This window comes from Caulobacter sp. SRI_014 (assembly GCF_057586315.1).
In genome coordinates, this window is the sequence record NZ_JBYCZQ010000003.1 from 267,634 (window position 1) to 287,279 (window position 19,646).

7 protein-coding genes are annotated in these 19,646 nt (G+C 68.7%); 2 read left to right on the top strand and 5 right to left on the bottom strand.

Features of this window, described 5'->3' with window-relative positions; all coding sequences use genetic code 11:
* Positions 1-35: 35 nt before the first annotated feature.
* A complete protein-coding gene (locus AC2YG9_RS09925; protein ID WP_487297800.1) occupies positions 36-905 on the top strand; it encodes a phosphodiesterase in 870 nt (289 codons plus the stop codon).
* Here the strand turns inward: AC2YG9_RS09925 and AC2YG9_RS09930 are convergent.
* The 5 genes from AC2YG9_RS09930 to AC2YG9_RS09950 are packed head-to-tail and all read right to left on the bottom strand — an operon-like array spanning position 902 to position 10,213.
* The gene (locus tag AC2YG9_RS09930; RefSeq protein WP_487297801.1) at positions 902-1,072 is read right to left on the bottom strand and encodes a hypothetical protein; all 171 of its coding nucleotides are present in this window, start codon (positions 1,070-1,072) and stop codon (positions 902-904) included. The genes AC2YG9_RS09925 and AC2YG9_RS09930 overlap by 4 nt on opposite strands.
* A gap of 41 nt (positions 1,073-1,113) precedes the next feature.
* Complete coding sequence (locus AC2YG9_RS09935) at positions 1,114-4,989, bottom strand: LVIVD repeat-containing protein (protein WP_487297802.1); 3,876 nt, start codon at positions 4,987-4,989, stop codon at positions 1,114-1,116.
* A 1-nt stretch (position 4,990) separates the two neighbouring features.
* Positions 4,991-6,904 (bottom strand): hypothetical protein, encoded by a 1,914-nt coding sequence (locus tag AC2YG9_RS09940; protein ID WP_487297803.1) that lies wholly within the window; start codon positions 6,902-6,904, stop codon positions 4,991-4,993.
* A gap of 1 nt (position 6,905) precedes the next feature.
* Positions 6,906-8,891, bottom strand: a complete 1,986-nt coding sequence (locus tag AC2YG9_RS09945) for a heme-binding protein (RefSeq protein WP_487297804.1) — start codon at positions 8,889-8,891, stop codon at positions 6,906-6,908.
* Positions 8,888-10,213: a multiheme c-type cytochrome gene (locus AC2YG9_RS09950; protein ID WP_487297805.1), complete on the bottom strand. Its 1,326-nt coding sequence runs from the start codon at positions 10,211-10,213 to the stop codon at positions 8,888-8,890. The genes AC2YG9_RS09945 and AC2YG9_RS09950 overlap by 4 nt, the downstream gene beginning before the upstream one ends.
* Positions 10,214-10,469: 256 nt before the next feature.
* Here AC2YG9_RS09950 and AC2YG9_RS09955 point away from each other — a divergent pair, with 256 nt between their 5' ends.
* A complete protein-coding gene (locus tag AC2YG9_RS09955; RefSeq protein ID WP_487297806.1) occupies positions 10,470-19,643 on the top strand; it encodes a cadherin domain-containing protein in 9,174 nt (3,057 codons plus the stop codon).
* Positions 19,644-19,646 lie beyond the last annotated feature (3 nt).

The window sequence follows — 19,646 nt, forward strand, 5'->3', positions numbered from 1 at the left end:
TTCGGGCCTGAGACGACAGCAGCTGAGGGGCAACCATGCTGATCGCCCAGATTACCGACCTGCACCTGGGCTTCGGCTCAGGCGGGGATTTCGAGGACAACGCCAAGCGCCTGCGCCTGGTGGTCAAGACGCTGAACGAGATCGTTCCGCGCCCGGACCTGGTGCTGGCCACCGGCGACCTGACCGACCACGGCGACCTGCCCAGCTACAAGCGGCTGAAGAAGATTCTCGACAAGCTGGCCATGCCGGTCCTGTTCTGCATGGGCAACCACGACAACCGCGACGTCTTCCGCCAGGTCTATCCCAACGCCCCCTTCTCGGGCGGCTATAACCAGTACGTCGTCGATAACCTGCCCCTGCGCATCGTCGTGACCGACACCCTGGAAGTGGGCCGTCACGGCGGCGGCTTCGATGAGGCCCGCGCCGCCTGGCTGGAGGCCCGGCTGGCCGAATCCGACCGTCCGACCCTGCTGGTCATGCACCACCCGCCCGTCGAGACCGGCATCGAATGGATGACCATCGGTTCGGCCGAGGCCTGGGTCGCCCGCCTCGAGCCCGTCGTCGCCCGCCACCGCAACATCGTCGCCATCCTGGCCGGCCATGTGCATCGGCCGATCATCAGCGCCTTTGCCGGCACCACCGTGCGGGTCTGCCCCTCGACCCAGCCGCAGGTCGTCCTCGACCTCGATCCCATGGACCTGGAAAGGCCCGACGACCGCCCGATGATCGTCGCCGGCCCGCCCGGCATCGGCCTGCACTGGTGGAACGGCAAGGCCCTGGTCAGCCATTACACCGACACCGACGAACAGGGCCGGGCCAAGATCCTGGCGCGCTACACAACCAAGATGCAGGGCTTCATGAAGCACCTGGCCCACGAGCGGGCCGAGGGGTCAGGCGGGCACTAGCCCTTCAGATCAGGCCGCGAGGCCAGAAAGGCCGCCTTCTCGGCCGGCGTCAGCACCTTGCCCTTCTTCAGGCGGCTGACCTTCGGCGTCGGCGGTTCGAACTTCTTCGTTGGGCCCGATCCGCCCTTGAGGTCCGACAGGCGGGTCTTCGACGGCGGCGATTTCACGGGCGGTGCTCCGGGCAGGGGTCTTGTATGGCCCATTCGGCCTAACGCAGCCAGTCGCTCATGCTCGGCGTGTCGGTCACCCTGTACACCTCACCTTGCGGATTGAGGAACAGCCGCTCCATCTCCGGGCGGGTGAACGGCCGCGAGCCCAGGCGGCCGAAGATGGCCATCTGGTTGCCGGTCTCGTCGACGGCCCGGTCGCGGTCGAGGCCGCGCGAGAGGGCGAAGGCGGGGGTCCTGGTCTTCGCCCAGGCGATCAGTTCGGGGACCGGGGCGGGGCTGAAGCCGTAGAAGGCCCGCTGGGTCGCCGGGCTGGTCAGCTGCAGCACCTTCAGGCCATTGCGGCCGTCGGCGACATAGGCGAACAGGCTGGCGTTGGTGGACCCGATGACCACGTCCTCGACGTCGTTCAGGCGGCCGTCGAAGGTGATGCGCTGGAAGATGCGGGGGCTGCGCGGCTTCTCGATATCGAGGACGACCAGGCCCTCGGACTTGGCCGCGACATAGAGGTAGGTACGGGCGGCGTAGAGGCGGCGCGCGTCCTTCAACGGCACGACGGCGCCGGGGATCACCGCCGGGCGGTCAAGGCGGGTGATGTCGAGGACGCGCACGCCCTCGCGGTCGGTGACGAACAGGTAGCGGAACTGTACCGCGCTGGCGCGAACGTCCGTGAGCGGAACAGTCGCGGCGTGGCGCGGCTTCAACGGATCGTCGAGGTCGACCACGACCAGGCCCGAAGCGGCGGCGATGTAGGCGAAGCGGCCGGCCAGGGTGATGTGGCGCGCGCCGTTCAGGATGCCGCCCGGGTTCCAGGTCACCGCCCGCTTGAGCTTGTTGTTGCGCGGCTCGCCGTCGGCCAGGGTGTCGACATTGACCGCGATCAGCCCCTCCTTGGCATCGGTGACGAAGGCGTAGTGATAGATCGGGTGGAAGGGCTGCTCGAGGTTCTCCTGCTGCATCATCGGGGTGTTGCGGGCGGGATTGATCGGCTGGTTGGTCGGCAGGGCCATGCAGGTGGCGTTGGTGGTCGCGACCTGGGTGTCGTGGCCGGCCCCCGAGAACGGCGCGGTGACGATGCGTTCGGAGACGCCCTTGTTGCCGATGTTGGCCACGTCATAGACGCGGAAGCCGCCCCGGCCCTCGGCGACATACATGTACTCGCCGCGCAGCTGCAGACAGCGGACATCGCCGCCGGCGCCCTGACGGACGTTGGCGAACTCCTCAAGCGAGCCGTCCTTCGATTTGCGGGTCCAGTTCATCAGCTGCATCTTGTTGCGGCTGACGTGCAGACCGAAGAAGTCGGGGTAGGCGTAGCGTTGCAGATAAGAGCCGAGCACCGCCTGCGGCTCGTCCCACTCGGTGACGCGAATGGCCTCGAAGCCGCCCTCGGCCCCGACCCAGGCGTGCATGCCCACGAAGTTGACCGTGCCGGTGCCCAGCGTCAGCAGTTGGGCCATGATGGCGTTGTTGTCCTCGGCGGCCGAGACGTGACAGTCGGTGCAGGTCTTGGTCTCCGTGGTCCGCACCGTGTGCGGGAAGTGGGGCGCGAAGGCCTGGCTGGAGAAGCCCGCCGCCGACACCGGCGGCTGCTGCACATAGATGCGCTCGCGGTTGATGTTGGTCGAGCTGAGCACCAGGGCCGAGGACGAGCGCACCGGGGCGATGATACCGCCCCGGGTCAGCTGGTGCTTGCCCAGCTGGAACATGTCGTCGCGGGCGACCTGCGGATTGTAGGTGGCGAAGTTGCGGCTTTCGCCGCCCTTGTCCTTGTGGCTCTGGGCCTTCCAGTTGGCCTCGATCGGCAGGTGGCAGCCGCCGCAGCTGGGTGTCCAGCTGGTGTGACAGGTGAAGCAGGCGATCTCGGCCTCGGGGTGGGCGAGATCCTTGTCGGCGACACCCGAGCCGAAGGCCAGCGGCTTGCGCCCCGGCGCGGCCTTGCTCATCAGCTTGGCGCGGGCAGCCTTGGCGTTGAAGCGCGGGTTGGACGGGTCGACCACGTCCTTCACCAGCGACACTTCCCATTCCAGCTTGGGATCGACGATGGAGCGCTGCACCAGCACGCGCCGGCCGTCCCGCTCCAGCCACTCGAAGCGGCGCTGGCCGTCGGGATTGCGCAGCAGCATCAGGTCGGTGCCGCCGGGCGGGGCGGCCGGCCCGCTGGTGCGCAGGTTCGGGTACTTGCGGGCGTTGCCGTGGCAGTCCTTGCAGGAGATCTCCACGGCCGAGGCGACCTCGCCCATGATCAGGCCGCTGCCGTGGCTGTCCTGGGCGAAGTGGCAGTCGGCGCACTGCAGGCCCTTCTCGGCGTGGATGTCCATCATATGGACGGTCTTGCCGGGGTTGGTTCCGGCCGGGACGAACTCGCCCTCGCCTTTCAGACGCCACTTCTCCGGATCGTCCGGGCTGACGATCTTGCCGTCCTTGTCCAGCAGGTTGCCGGCCCGGTCGCGCTTGAACACCCCCCGGAAGTTCCAGCCGTGGCCGTGGTAGTCGGCGAACTGGGTGTCCTTGAGGTTCTTGTTGAGCCCGTAGACCTCGCGCATGAAATCGAGATCGCCCCACAGGCCCTTTGGCGCCGCGCCCTCGGGGTTGCGGTCGTTGATCTCGCGGATCTCGTGGTCGGTGGGGTACTTCTGTGTCTTCGGCCACATCGAGGGGGCGTCGGACTCGTAGTCCCACATCGTGTAGCCGAGGTAGCTGTTCAGGAACATGTTCGGCTGGTGCATGTGGCAGTTCATGCACTGCGACGTCGGGATGGCGCGGCTGAACACATGCTTCAGCGGATGGCCGGTCGCGGCCTTGTCGATGGTCGGATCGCTGGTCTGGCTCTGCCCATCGCGGCCGAACTTGGCGTAGGTCAGGCTGTGCCGCGGCTCGCGGTCGTTGGCGTAGATAACGTGGCAGCTGGCGCAGCCCGAGGAGCGGTAGTCGCCCGGCTGGTCATTGGTGCCCAGGAACCAGGTGTAGGGATCGTTCAGCCGGGTCTTGTGGATGTTGAGCACCGGCACGGCGATGCGCAGGCCGGTGCCCGGGCCCCGGTTCGACTGCCGGATGTCGGGGCGGCCGGCTTCTTCCAGGCGCTGGGTCTGGCCGGTCGGGTTGGGCAGGCCGATCTCGGGGAACTGGGTGTTGATGTTGCGCCCGCCGCGCTCGAAGACGCGGAAGACGTCGCCCGGCGGCGTCACCTGCCAGGTCGGCAGCGGGTAGAGCACCGGCAGGGCGCCGCGTTTGGCCTCGGCCTCGCTCACGGTGCCGGCCGGCCGGCCGGGAGAGACGATCTTCGCCGGCTCGCCGTCCGGGGTGTAGGACTCGCCGACCATGTAGCGTTTGAACGGCAGGATGCCGTTGTTGTAGCTGGCACCACCGAAGAACATCGCCCCGGTCGCCATCAGCGACCGCTCGTTCGCCTCGATCAGACCCATGTGGCAGGCGCCGCAGGCCTGGCGGGCGACGCGGTAGTCGCCCGGGTTCACAAAGCGGATGAACTCCGGCGACTCGCGATTGAGCAGGCTGTAGCTGCGCTTGGGGTTGGCGGCCTTGGGCCAGCCCCAGGATTTCGGATAGCGGGGCAGGACGTGGGCCTGGTCGCGGACGGCGACGTACTGGGCGCTGTCCTTGGTCACCCCGGCCGGCAAGGCGGCCTTGGCATCGCCGCCGTGACAGTCGGTGCAGCCGATGACCACGGCGTCCGAGGCGTGCATCGACACCGAGTCGACCGGCGAATGGCAGCTCATGCAGCCGGCGCTCTTGGCCTTGGCTTCGGCAGGCGTCTGGCCGGCCTTGGCCGGCGGGGCGACGGCGTAGGTGCGGGGGACCGCCTCTTCCTTCTCGCCGGCCGCGATGGCGGCGCCGGTCAGGCTGAGGGCCGCGACCGCGAGGGCTCCGAGCAGCCAGCCTCTTAACCCCACCGCTGCCATGTCAGAAAGCCAGGGTCGCGTTGAGCAGGATCGAATAGTAGCGGTCGTCGCGCTCTGAGTTGGTGAACAGGTCGCCGAATCCGTCGCCCGGCTCGAACAGGGCTCCGGACGCGCGGAAGACAATGTTCTGGGTCATCCACGGCCGCCAGATGGCGCCGACCGACATGTCGAGGCCCAGCTCACGCGGGATCGAGCCCTCGTTGCGCAGCACCTGGACGGTGATGGTGTCTTCGAACCACAGGTGGTTGATGTTGCCGCTCAGCCGGACCTGCGGGGTGATGTCGAAGTCCGCGCCCAGGCCGACCAGCATGGTGCCCGGGTTGTTGAAGTTCGACTGGCCCTCTTCCTTCGACGAGCGAAGCGAATTGAGGATACCGTTGCGGCCGTTGACGCCCACCGCCCGGCCGCCGCCGGCGAAGGGGATCGACTGGCGGATCCAGTAGCTGGTGTCGGCCCCGGCGAACTGCGGGTTCTCGAAGATGGCGTCGAAGCCCTTCTCGACGTTGTCGTAGGGATCGTCGTCGCCTGAGGCATAGAGGAACGAGCCCCGCACCCGCACCCAGTTGAAGTCGATCGAAGGCTCCACGGCGGCGAACCAGGCGCGGATGTCGGCGGGCTTGCTGGTGAAGATGGAATTGCGGTCCTCGCCGAACGCCCCGTAGAGGCTGCCCGACAGGTTGAGGCGGCCGATCCGTCCGTCTGCGGAGTATCCCAGATAGACGACGTCGTAGTCGCGCGGCCGCAGGTTGCCGATCAGGGCCGGGCGGACGGGGAAGCCGTTGTCGTCGACCTGGATCTCGTCGGCCTCATCGTTGCGGTTGTAGACGGCGGTGACCTGCGAGGTCATGCCGGGGACCGGGAAATCCTGGCGGTAGAGATTGGCGACGAACAGCTGGTCGTCGCGCAGGTTCTGGGTGACGTCGTTGAGGCCCGAGTTGGTGTCCTTCTCGACCCGCCAGAAGAAGGCCAGGTTGTACTGCCAGCGATTGTTGTCGCGGTTGCCGAACAGCCGGACGCCCAGCTGGTTGTCCTGGAACAGGAAGCCCCGGAAGTCGGCGTTGAACGGCTGGATGCCGACCCGGATGGAGTCGAAGTCGTAGCGGTCCGAAACGTTGCGCAGGTGGTAGTCGACGAACAGCTCCTGGACCCCGACAAACCAGTCCTCGCGCTCGGTGTCGCGGCTGGGTTTGACCGACAGGACGCGGCGCTCGGAGATGTCCGCGTAATTGTAGTTGAAGGCCAGGGTGACCCGCCCCTCGAAGTCCGGCGGCTTGAAGGCGGTCGAGCCCTCGATGAAGGCGACCCCGGCGATGAAGGTCTGCGAGGCGACGAAACTGTCGGCGCGGCCGAAGACGTCGTTGCTGCCCGAGCCCGAGGTGGTCTGAACGCCCACCGGAACCGGGAAGCTGCGCGGCTCGATCACCGTATCCATGACGCCGGTGAAGACCAGGAAGCGGTCCTCGGTGCCCGGGATCGGCCGGTCGCCCTTGAAGGTGTTCTGGTTGTAGGGGTCGAACCAGTTGTCCTTGACCCCGAACTGGTCGGCGAGGCGCCAGCGGTCGGGGATCGGGAAGTGGTCGGCCGGGAAGGCTTCCGGCGGCGGGGCGTTGACGGCGCCTGGGTTCTCCTGCGGGTCGCGCTCGGGATAGGTCTCGATGCGGCCCGGACGACGCCTCCAGGGCAGCCATTCGAACATCGACTCCGGCGTGCCGCCTTCAGCCGTTGGCGGGGGGGCCCCGGGGGGCGGAGCCGTGGCCTGCGCGGGTGGATCCGCCTCCTGCTGCATGGCGACCTCGACCGCCTGGTCGATCGCCGAGCCGTCCGCCGCCCCCCCTTCGCCAGCATGGGCAGCCCCGGCCAGCAGCGCGGCGGCGGCCACGCTCCCGAACAGCAGGACTGGGCGGACGGCGATCATGTCAGATCCCCGAGCAGACGTTGGAGGCGCCGCTGTCGATGTAGGGCGCGAAGGGACAGTTGACGTAGCGCAGGCGCGTCGAGGTCGCGCCCTGAATGACGACCACGGTATCGGACCGGATGCCGCTGGCCGGATGGCTCAGGCTGCCGCCGGCGTTGAACAGGCCAAGGGCGCTGATCATGTCGTCCTGGTCGATGCCGTCGCCTGAGACGCCGATCGCGCCGACCAGCTGGCTGCCCCGATAGATGGGCACGCCGCCCGGGAAGATCTGCAGGCCGTTCTGCAGCCGGTTCACGCCCGGCCGCGCGTCGGGCAGAGCCGTGCACCGGGCCGGGGTGTCGGCCCCGCCGCCGTTCACGAAGGTCAGGTGCTGGCCGAGATTGCCAAGCACCAGGGCTGACTGCAGGCCGGTCGAGAAGGGGCTCCAGTCGGCGATCGAGCGCGACAGCGGGCCGGGCGGCCGGCCGACCTCGCCGTCGGGGAAGTAGGGGCGGTGCAGGTTGCCGATGGCCCGCACCGAGAAGCCGATCGTCCCCGTCAGGGCGTCGGGGCGCGAGAGGAAGGCGCGGGTCGCCGGCACGAAGCTGCGGACGTCGGCGCTGGGATCGGCGCTGAGGTCGGCGCCGGCCACCGGATTGCTGAAGAAGGCGGCCGAGCGGGCCTTCTGCAGGGAGACATCGACGCCGAACACCGGGGCGTCCGGCGAGCGGACGATGCCGAGGATATCGCCATGGGTGTCGACCACCGAGATGGTCACCTGGGCGCGGCTGTCGAGCGGCCGGCGGATCTGGGCCCGGGCGTGGCGCATGACCGCGAAGGCCTGCTCCAACACGGCCCGCGCCTCGGCGGCGGTGATCGGCGTGGTGACGCTGCCGCCGTCGGAGCCGGCCGCTGGCGGATAGCGGTTGCCCCCGGAGCCGTTGGTCAGGACGAAGGCGTCGGGGTCGGCGAACTCGGCGTCGGCGGCGTCGCGCACGCCCGAGCCCTCGGTCCCGAAGGTCTGGCCGGCGATGGCCGCGCCGCCGGGGTAGTAGCCGGTGACCGGCACGAAGGCGCCCGTGCCGACCGGCAGGGTCCCGAGCGCCGGCGCGCTGGCCGGGGTGCTCATCAGGTCGGAGGTCGTGGCGTCGCTGAAGCGCAGCGAGGTCCCGTCCACCGTGATGCGGTCGGCCTTGATATCCACCGAAGCGTCCAGCCCGCTCATGGCGGCCAGGGCGATGATCTCTTCCAGGTCGTTGTCGACGTCGATGACGTTGGGGTCGAAGCCGTAGTCGCCCTCGGCGATGACGCCGACGCCGCCGACCAGCACCCCGCCCTTGTAGAGCGGGAAGCCGCCGGGGTCGGCGGCCAGGCCCAGCGGCGAGCGCTTGGGCCCGAGGAAGGCGGTGGCCCCGCCGCCGGCGGCATACCGGCGGTTCAAATCCGAACAGGGCAGCTGGCTGAACTGCACCCCGAACAGCGGACCGCTCTCCAGCCCCACCGCGCCGGGGGCCGGGGGGAAGTGCTGCTGGACGATCATGCTGGCGGTGCGGCTGGAAAAGGCGTTGCCGGCCGAGGAGAGGTAGGCGCCGGTCACCGCCTTGGCGATGGCCCCGGCCTCGGCGGGGGCGACGACGCCCTGGATGTCCCGGTTGGTTCCGGGACCCGGCCGGATGGTGATCGTCGCCGGGGCGCCGGTCATGCGGTAGACGGCCAGCACATTGCCGACCCGGTCGGTCACGGCGATCACCGAGGGACGGGTGCGGGCCCGGGCTTCGGCCACCGCCCGGGCGATCACGCCCTCGACGTCGGCAACGCTGAGCGCGGCCATGCCAAGCGCCGGATAGACCGGGGTGGCGCCGCCACCACCGCCGCCGCCGCCGCCGCCTCCCCCCCCGCCACCACCACCGCCTCCGCCCCCGCCGCCGCCGGAGCAGCCGGCGACAACAAGCGAGGCGGCGACGAGGACGCTGGTGAAAGCTCGGCTCAAAACTGAAGCCCGGATCATGTGGCGCGCTCCAGGGCGTTTCGCACGCGGCCAAGGGCCGCGCGGAAGTCGCCCGGTCGATAGGCGTTGGGGTCTCTGACGGCGGCGTAGGCCGCTTCGATATCGCGGCGCATGCCGCCGGCGGCGCCGCTGCTCACCGCGCCCTGATTCACTGCGGCGGTCAGCAGGGTGTCGACGGCCATCACCGCCTGGGCCCCGCCGCTATAGTCGGTGTAGCGCACGGTCATGGCATCGCCGAGCACCAGCCGCAGGATGGCCACCGTGTCCCGGCCGCTGAAGCCGCGCCCGGCGAAGCGGTTGCCCAGCTGCAGCGTCGTGGCGTTCAACCGCCTGGCCGCGACCACCATCCCGGCTCGCTCGCCGCCCATGGCCCGATGGAAGGCGGCGGAGTCGGCGGCGAACCGGTCGGCCAGGTCCGGCGCGGCGATCTTCGCGGCGGCGGTCAGCAGGATCATGTTCTCGTCATTGTAGGGCGGCGCGCCCCAGACGATGGGTCGCCCGGGGTTGGCCCCGAACCGCACCGGCGGGTTCTTGTCGTCGCTGATCGCCCGATGACAGCTGTGGCAGTCGAAGAAGTAGAACTCGGGGAACACCCCCTCACTGCCCTTGGCCGAGGTGAACAGGGTCAGCGACCGCTCGAGCGCCATGGCCTGGCCGACGGCCCAGCTGGTCACGCCGCCGACCGAGCGGCTGCGGGCGTGGTTCTGATAGCTGTTGAACAGGTCGAGCTCGAAGCTCATGCGCGGGTGGCCGGCGGCCATCATGCGGTGGCTGACGAACTGGCCCGGCTTGTCGCTGCCGAAGTGGCAGTCGAGGCAGGTGCTGGCCAGCACGCGCGGATTCTCCAGGGCCCGCATGCCGCGGCTGCGGTTATCGGCCTTGCTGGCCCCGACCTGGTAGTGGCTGGCAAGCCAGTCGCCCGAGCCGCCGTGGCATGACTCGCAGCCGACGCCGTCGGAAATCTGGAAGGTCGGGCCGCGCTTGGCGGCGTTGTCGGTGTGGCAGCCCAGACAGGCCGGCGCCCGGGCGGCGTCGCCAAGGCCGAGGCGGTCGGCGATCTTCTGAGCCCAGGGGGTCTGCAGGCTGCGCCAGGCCCTGGAGTGGGCCCCGGCGGCGCTGGTGTAGTCCTGCCAGACAACCAGTTCGTTCTGGCGCACCACGGCGCCGTCGCCGGCGCTGCGCCCGTGGCAGGTCGAGCCGGCGCAGCTGCCGACCCCGTTGTGCACCGCCTGCGAGGCGGCCGGCGCGCCGAACAGCAGAGCGACGACGAGCATCGCCCACCCGGCAAACGCACCGATCTTGCCCGTGAGCAGACGCTCCACGCGGCCCCCTTTGAACGCTGGCCCGGAGCCTCCCCGGCCCGGACCTATCCCCGATGGCGCGACGATAGCACCAAACACCGGTCGGCCAAATGGAATGCAAGCGGTTGGGGAGCCGAACCGGCGCCCTGCTCACATTGGTTAACCCCTTCAAATTTGACGGCAAAACCAAACGCGCGGAAGGTGCGTACCTAACGAACGCCGTTCGCGGCGCGTTGATCGGTCGGAGGGGCCGATCGGGGTTTCAGGGGAAGACATCGTGGCCGTCAAAAAGAGTTCCAGCGACACTCCGCCTGCGGCCTTGATCCCGGTGGAGAGCGACCCGCTGGCCGCGCCTCGCGTGGTCTCCGGAACCGCCGACACCGGCGCGGCGAGCGAGGATGGCGGGACAGTCGTGCTGCCGGTTCTGGGCAACGACACCGGGGTCGTCGGCATCGTCCAGGTCAATGGATCCAGCGTCACCCCCGGCTCGATCATCACCCTGCCCTCTGGCGTGCAGATCGTCGTCAATGCCAACGGGACGCTGAGCTTCCTGGTCAATGGCGCCTATCAGCAGCTGGCCGCCGGCCAGACCGCCACCGAAACCTTCACCTATGTCGCCACCGACGGCGGCGGCTCGTCGGTCGCGCCCGACGGCTTCATCAGCGCCGGCGCCCTGACGGCGGCCAAGGGCTTCACCATCACCGGCGCGGCGGCCGGCGACCTGGCGGGCTACGCCGTGTCCGGCATCGGCGACGTCAATTCCGACGGCATCGACGATGTTCTGATCGGCGCCCTGCAGGCCGACCCCGGCGGCCGGACCAGCGCAGGGACCGCCTACGTTCTTTATGGCAAGACCGGCGGCTACACCGGCATCGACCTGGCCGCCCTGACCACGGCCCAGGGCTTCTCGATCCGCGGCTTCGCGGCGCTCGACTTCCTGGGGACCAGCGTGTCGGCCGCGGGCGACGTCAACGGCGACGGCCGCTCCGACTTCATCATCGGCGCCCCCAAGGCCAACGGCCCGGCCGGGCTCGATGTCGGGGCCGCCTATGTGATCTTCGGCCAGGCGACCGGCGGCTTCGCCGGCGGCATCGACGTCTCCAGCCTCAACGGGACCAACGGCTTCGTCATTCGCGGCGGGGCCGCCACCGACAGCCTGGGCTTCTCGGTCTCGGCGGCCGGGGACGTCAACGGCGATGGACGGGCCGACCTCATCGTCGGGGCCCGCGACGCCGACCCCACCGGCCATTCGGGCGCCGGCAAGAGCTACGTCCTGTTCGGTCACACGGGCGCGTTCAGCGCCTCGGTCGATGTGACCACCCTGAACGGGACCAACGGCTTCTCGATCTCGGGCATCGACGCCAGCGACCAGAGCGGCCTGTCCGTGGCCTCGGCGGGCGATCTCAACAACGACGGCTTTGCCGACCTGATCATCGGGGCCGCCGGCGGCGATCCCGGCGCGCGGGCCAACGCCGGCGAGGCCTATGTCCTGTTCGGCAAGAGCGGGGGCTTCGCGGCCAACATCGACCTTTCGACGCTCAACGGGACCAACGGCTTTGTTCTGAACGGCATCGATGCGGGCGACTTCGCCGGCTGGTCCGTGGCCAAGGCCGGCGACCTGAACAACGACGGCATCGACGACATCGCGGTCGGCGCCCTCTACGGCGATCCGTCCGGGCGCAGCAACGCCGGCGAGATCTACGTCCTCTATGGCCGCGATGGCGGCGGCTTCGGCGCCTCGGTCAACCTGTCCAGCGTCGCCGGCACGGCCGGTTTCGTGATCAGCGGCGGGGCGGCGAACGACCTGACCGGCCACACCGTCAGCTCGGCCGGCGACGTCAACGCCGACGGCATCGACGACCTGCTCATCGGCGCCCTCTACGCCGATCCGGAGGGCAGCGCCGACGCCGGCCAGAGCTACGTCCTGTTCGGCCGCACCGGCGGCTACGCCAGCGTCGATCTGTCCCTGCTCAACGGCCTGACCGGTTTCGCCATCGGCGGCGGCACGACCGGCGGCTACAGCGGCCAGGCGGTGTCGGCGGCGGGCGACCTCAACAACGACGGCATCGACGACCTGATCATCGGATCGCCCAACGCCGACCCCAGCGGCCGCACCGACGCCGGCGCGTCCTACGTGCTCTATGGCGCCGCCAACATCGCCCGGCTGACCAGCCCGGTGACGGTGACGGTGACCATTACCGGGACCAACGACGCCCCGGTCATCACCTCGGGCGGCGGCGGCGCGACCGCCACGGCCAGCCGGGTCGAGAACGGAACCAGCGTCGCCACCATCACAGCCGTCGACATCGATAACGGCGCGGTCATCACCTACAGCATCGCCGGCGGCGCCGACGCCAGCCGCTTCACGATCAACGCCACCAGCGGCGCGCTCAGCTTCGTCACGGGTCCCAACTTCGAAGCCCCGACAGATTCCAACGGCGACAACATCTATGAGGTGATCGTCCGGGCCAGCGACGGCACGGCCAGCGACACCCAGGCCTTCACGGTCAACGTCACCAACCAGAACGAAGCCCCGGTCATCACCAGTAACGGCGGCGGCGCGACGGGCGCCGTCAGCCAGGCCGAGAATCTGACCGCCGTCACCACAGTCGTGGCCGGCGACGTCGATGCGGGAACCATGCTGGCCTACAGCATCATCGGCGGCGCCGACGCCGCCCGGTTCACCATCAACAGCCTGACCGGTGTACTCAGCTTCGTCAGCGCCCCCAACTTCGAGGCCCCGACCGACAGCAACGGCGACAACATCTACCAGGTGATCATCCAGGCCTCGGACGGCGTGCTGACCGACAACCAGACCCTGTCGGTGACCATTACCAACGCCGCCGAGGCGCCGGTGATCACCTCCGGAGGCGGCGGCGCCTCGGCCGCCGCCGGGGTCGCCGAGGGCTCGACCGTGGTCGCCACCGTCACCGCCACCGACCCGGACGGCACGGTCCCGACCTTCTCCATCGCCGGCGGCGCCGACGCGGCGAAGTTCAAGATCAACGCCACAACGGGCCTGCTCGAGTTCAAGGTCGCCCCCAACTTCGAGAACCCCACCGACGTCGGCGGCGACAACGTCTATGACGTCATCGTCCGGGCCAGCGACGGGACCCTGTCCGACACCCAGGCCATCGCCGTCACGGTGACCAACGTCGCCGAGGCTCCGGTCATCACCAGCAACGGTGGCGGCGCCGCCGCCACCCGCTCGATCGCCGAGAACCTGACAGCGGTCACGACCAACATCGCCAACGACCCGGACGGCACAGCCGTGACCTGGTCCATCATCGGCGGCACCGACGCGGGCCTGTTCCTGATCGACGCGACTACCGGCGCCCTTCGCTTCGCCACCGCGCCAGACTTCGAAAACCCCGGCGACGCCAACGGCGACAACGCCTACCAGGTCACCGTCCAGGCCAGCGACGGGACGCTCACCGACACCCAGGCCCTGACCGTCACCATCGTCAACGCCAACGAGTCGCCGGTGATCACCTCCGGGGCCGGCGGCACGACGGCCACCTATGATGTGGTCGAGGGCACGACCGGGTCGATCCTCAACACCGCCGTCGATCCGGACGCCGGCTCGACCCTGACCTGGGCCATCATCGGCGGCGCCGACCAGGCCTTCTTCGTCATCAACACCACCACCGGCGTGCTCGATTTCGCCACTCCGCCGGACTTCTCGACCCCGCTCGATAACGGCGCCAACAACATCTACCAGGTGCAGATCCGCGTCAGCGACGGCGCCCGCACCGACGTCCAGACCCTCAACATCCGGGTCACCGACACCAACGGCGCGCCGGTGATCAACTCCCTGGGCGGTGGCCCGAACGGCGCCTACGCCATCATCGAAGGCACCACCGGCCCGACCACGGTCAGCGCCACCGATCCGGACGGCACGACCCCGACCTACAGCATCATCGGCGGGGCGGACGCCGGCTTCTTCACCATCAACACCACCACCGGCCTGCTGGAGCTGGCCGCCGCCCGCGACTTCGAGACGCCGGCCGACGCCAACGGCGACAACATCTATGAGGTCATCGTCCGCGCCTTCGATGGCGCCCTCAGCGACACCCAGACCATCCAGCTGACCATTCTCGACACCAACGAGGCGCCGGTCATCTCCACTGACGGCGGTGGGCCGAGCGCGACCGTCGGCGTCTCCGAGAACGCGACCACCGTGACCACCGTCGCCGCCGGCGACCCGGACGCCGGGGCCAGCCTGACCTACAGCATCATCGGCGGCGTCGATCAGGGCCTGTTCACCATTAACGCCACCACCGGCCAGCTCGCCTTTATCAGCGGCCGGGACTTCGAAAGCCCGACCGACGCCGGCGGCAACAACGTCTACGACGTGACCGTCCAGGTATCCGACGGCACGCTGACCGACACCCAGGCCATCGCCGTCACCGTCACTAACGGCAACGAAGCGCCAGTCATCACCTCGGGCGGCGGCGGCGCCAACGCCACGGCCAGCACGCCGGAGAACCTGCTGGGCATCACAACGGTGACCGCCAGCGACCCGGATGCCGGCGCCACCCTGACCTACAGCATCATCGGCGGGGCCGATCAGGCGCTGTTCACGATCAACGCCGGCAACGGCCAGCTGTCGTTCGTCAGCATACGGAACTTCGAGGCTCCCGCCGACGCTGGCGGCGACAACGTCTACGATGTCATCGTCCAGGTTTCCGACGGAACCCTGACCGACAGTCAGGCCATCGCGGTGACGGTGACCAACACCAACGAGCCGCCGGCCATCACCTCGGGCGGCGGCGGAACCAACGCCACGGCCAACGTCGCCGAGAACAGTACGGCGGTCACCACGGTCACCGCCGCGGATCCCGACGCCGGCGCGACCCTGACCTACAGCCTGGCCGGCGGCGCCGACCAGGCCCTGTTCACGATCGACAGCACGACCGGGGCGCTCAGCTTCATCACCGCGCCCGACTTCGAAGCGCCGACCGCTGCCGGCGGCGCGAACATCTACGACGTGATCGTCCAGGTCTCCGACGGGGCCAACAGCGACACCCAGGCCATCGCGGTGACCGTCACCGATGTCGCCGAGGCGCCGGCCATCACCTCCGACGGCGGCGGCGCGACCGCCAACCTGAGCCGCGCCGAGAACAGCACCGCGGTCACCACCGTCACCGCCAACGATCCAGGCGGCGCCACCCTGACTTACACGGTCAGCGGCGGCTTCGATCAGGCCCGCTTCACCATCGACAGCACGACGGGGGTGCTCAGCTTTATCACCCCGCCGAACTTCGAGGTCCCGGCCGACAGCGACGGCGACAACAGCTACCAGGTGGTCGTCACCGCCTCGAACGGGACCTTCAGCGACACCCAGGTGATCAACGTCGCGGTCACCAACCAGAACGAAGCGCCCGTCATCACTGGCCATGGCGGCGGCGCGGTCGGCGGCTACACGATCTCGGAGAACACCCTCGGCCCGAGCGCGGTCATGGCGGTCGATCCCGATGCCGGGGCCACCGTCACCTACAGCATCATCGGCGGCGCCGACGCGGCCCGCTTCGTGATCAACGCGGCCGGCGTCATCCAGCTGGCCGCCAACCCCAACTTCGAGGCCCCGGCCGACGCCGACGGCGACAACGTCTACACCGTCATCGTCCAGGCCAGCGACGGGACCCTCACCGACACCCAGACCGTCAACGTCACAGTCACCAACCAGAACGAAACCCCGGTCATCACCAGCAACGGCGGCGGCGCGACCGCGGCAAGGAGCGTGGTGGAAAACTCCACTGTGGTGACCGCGGTGACGGCGACCGATCCGGACGCCGGCGCCACCCTGACCTTCAGCATCGTCGGCGGGACCGATTCCTCGCTGTTCACCATCGATTCGACGACGGGAGCCCTGGCCTTCATCAGCGGCCGCGACTTCGAGGCGCCGTCCGACAGCAACGGCGACGGCGTCTACAACGTCGTGGTCCAGGCCAGCGATGGCGCCAATACCGACAGCCAGGCGATCAACGTCACGGTGACCAACCGCAACGATGCCCCTGTCATCACCTCCAACGGGGGCGGGACCGCCGCCAGCATCACCCGGGCCGAAAACGGCGCCCTGCTGGTCACCACCGTCTCCGCCACCGACCAGGATGCCGGCGCCACGATCAGCTACATGATCTCCGGCGGGGCCGACGCCGCCCGATTCTCGATCAACACCGCCACCGGCCATCTCAGCTTCGTCGCCAACCCCGACTTCGAGGCCCCGGCCGACAGCAACGGCGACAACAGGTACATCGTCATCGTCCGCGCCAGCGACGGCGCCCTGACCGATGTGCAGACCATCACCGTCATCATCACTGACGCGGCCGAAGGGGGGGCGTCGCCGTCCATCACCTCGAACGGCGGCGGACCGACCGCCACGGTCAGCATCACCGAGAACAGCACGGCGGTGACCACGGTGACCGCCAGCGACCCGGACACACCGGCTGGCAGCCTGAGCTACAGCATCGTCGGCGGTATCGACTCGGGCCTGTTCACGATCAACGCCGCCACTGGCCAGCTCAGCTTCATCAGTGGGCGGAACTTTGAGTCCCCCTCCGATTCCGGCATGAACGGCATCTATGATGTGGTCGTCCAGGTCTCCGATGGAACCACGACCGACACCCAGGCCATCGCGGTCGCCATCACCAACCTCAACGAGGCGCCGGTCATCACCTCCGGCGGCGGCGGGCCGACTGCCAGCTTCAACTACAGCGAACACCAGAATCCGCCCTTCGTCGCCAACCTGACCGCCTCCGATCCCGACGCCGGCGCCAGCCTGACCTTCGCCATCATCGGTGGCGCCGACGCAGCCTTGTTCACCCTCGGCGCCGGCGGCGTACTGGAGTTCGTCTCGCCGCGGGATTTCGAAACCCCGACCGACGCCGATCTCGACGGCGTCTACGAAGTCACCGTCCTGGTCACCGACGGCTCGCTGACCGACAGCCAGACGATCAGCGTCACGGTCACCGACGTCAACGAGGCCCCGACGTTCATCTCCAACGGCGGGGGACCGACGGCCAACATCACCCTGTTCGAGAACGACGTCGTGGTGGGTGAGATGGAAGCGACGGATCCCGACGCCGGGGCCACCCTGACCTACAGCATCGTCGGCGGTATCGATCAGTCGCTGTTCACCATCAACAGCCTGAACGGCTCGCTGACCTTCATCACCCCGCCCGACTTCGAGAACCCGACGGATTCCGGCGCCGACAACCTCTACACCGTCGTGATCCAGGCCTCCGACGGGACCCTGATCGACACCCAGACGCTCAACATCACCATCGTCAACGACGACGAGCCGCCGGTGATCACCTCCGACGGCGGCGGCGCCACCGCCAACGTCTCGGTGATCGAGAACGAGCCCGACGCCACCACCGTCTCGGCCACCGATCCGGAGGGCCAGACCATCACCTACAGCGTCGTCGGCGGTCCCGACGGCGCCCTGTTCACCATCGACCCCGCCACCGGCCTGCTCAGCTTCGCCGTCCTGCCGGACTTCGAGAGCCCGCAGGATTTCGACGGCGACAACGTCTATGAAGTCATGGTGCGGGCGGATGATCCGAGCGGCGCCAGCGACACCCAGACGATCTTCGTCACGGTCACCAACGACAACACCGAAACCGGCCCGACCCTCACCGGCCTGATCGGCCTGTTCAAGATCGACGAGGCCGCGCCGACGACGCGCATCGACAGCAATGTCACCTTCACCAACGGCCAGTCGTCCTACACCGGCGCAACGCTTCGGGTTTCAGGTCTGAACTTCAATGACGTTCTCTCTGTGATCAGCTTCGGCACAGGCCCCGGCCAGGTCAGCACCAGCGTAGCCGCCGGGCTGGTCATCCTCTACGAGGGCATCGTCATCGGTTCGGGCACGGGCGGGACCAGTGGCGCCGACCTGGTCATCACCTTCAACTCCTCCGCCACCCGGCAGGCCATCGAGGCGGTGGTCGAGGCCCTCGGCTATCGCTCCCTGGCCACCGACACGGTTCCCGACCACACCCTGACCATCGAGATCACCGACCCCACCAGCCAGATCGCCAGCGCCCAGGTGCGCGTCCAGTTCAACGCCAACGTCCTCAACGGGACGCCTGGCCCCGACACCCTCAGCGGCTTCGCCGGCAACGATACCATCACCGGCTTCGCGGGCAATGACATCCTGGACGGCGGCGTCGGCGACGACATCATCCACGGCAACCTGGGCTCCGACGTCCTCAACGGCGGCCAGGATCACGACAGCCTGTTCGGCGAGGAGAGCGACGACGAGTTGAACGGCAACGAGGGCCAGGACTTCCTCTACGGCGGCGACGGCTTTGACATCCTCAACGGCAATGAGGACGGCGACCACATCTACGGCGGCATCGGCATCGACAGCATCGATGGCGGGGATGGCGACGACGTTCTGTTCGGCGACGACGGCAATGATAACATCACCACCGGCGACGGCTTCAACCTGGTCTTCGGCGGCAACGGCAATGACCTGGTCTACGCCGGGGTGAACGTCGATATCCTGCATGGCGACGCCGGCGATGACGAACTGCACGGCGGCGACGGGAACGACCAGATCGACGGCGGGGGAGACGACGACTCGCTCGACGGCGAGGCCGGCGACGACAGCCTGGCAGGGGCATCGGGCGACGATACTCTGCGCGGCGCCGCCGGCTTCGACTTCCTCGACGGCGGGGCCGGGATCGATGATCTCGACGGCGGCGCCGACGACGACACCCTGCGCGGCGGCGACGGCAACGACATCCTCTTCGGCGGCGAGGACGATGACAAGGTCTTCGGCGAGGGCGGAGACGACTACATCTACGGCGGTGATGGCGACATCGATGAGATCGACGGCGGCGGCGACCGGCTGCAGGATACCGACACGGTCGAATACGGCGGCGACTTCGCCGACTACACCCTGGCGTTCGGGACCAACAACGACATCTTCGTCACGGATCTGAACGGGTTTACCGACCACCTGTTCAACATCGAGTTCCTGCAGTTCGCGGACCTGCTGATCCCCGTCGGCAACGATGTGCCTGAGATCACCTTCGGCGGCGGCGGCGACGAGGCCTTCGTGTCGATCGACGAGAACCAGACCTTCATCGGCTTCGTCACGGCCTCGGACACCGACATCAACGCAACCCTGAGCTTCAACATCACCGACGGCGCCGACGCAGGCCTGTTCGCCATCGACAGCTCGACCGGCGAACTGACCTTCATCTTCTCGCCCGACTTCGAGGCGCCGCTCGATGCCGACGGCGACAATGTCTATGCGGTGGAGATCGCGGTCAGCGACGGCTTCAGCGAAGACCGCCAGACGATCTTTGTGACGATCAATGATGTCGCCGGCGGCATCATTGTCGCGCCCAAGGGCGAGGAGACGCCGATGGCTGCTCCCATCCCCGCGCCGCCGCCGGAGGTCACCACCGGGGTCGAGGGCGGCTGGCTCTTCTAGAGC

Coding starts and splice junctions, on each gene's coding strand:
- AC2YG9_RS09925 (WP_487297800.1), top strand. CDS start 36: ATGCTGATCGCCCAGATTACCGACCTGCACCTGGGCTTCGGCTCAGGC.
- AC2YG9_RS09935 (WP_487297802.1), bottom strand. CDS start 4,989: ATGGCAGCGGTGGGGTTAAGAGGCTGGCTGCTCGGAGCCCTCGCGGTC.
- AC2YG9_RS09940 (WP_487297803.1), bottom strand. CDS start 6,904: ATGATCGCCGTCCGCCCAGTCCTGCTGTTCGGGAGCGTGGCCGCCGCC.
- AC2YG9_RS09945 (WP_487297804.1), bottom strand. CDS start 8,891: ATGATCCGGGCTTCAGTTTTGAGCCGAGCTTTCACCAGCGTCCTCGTC.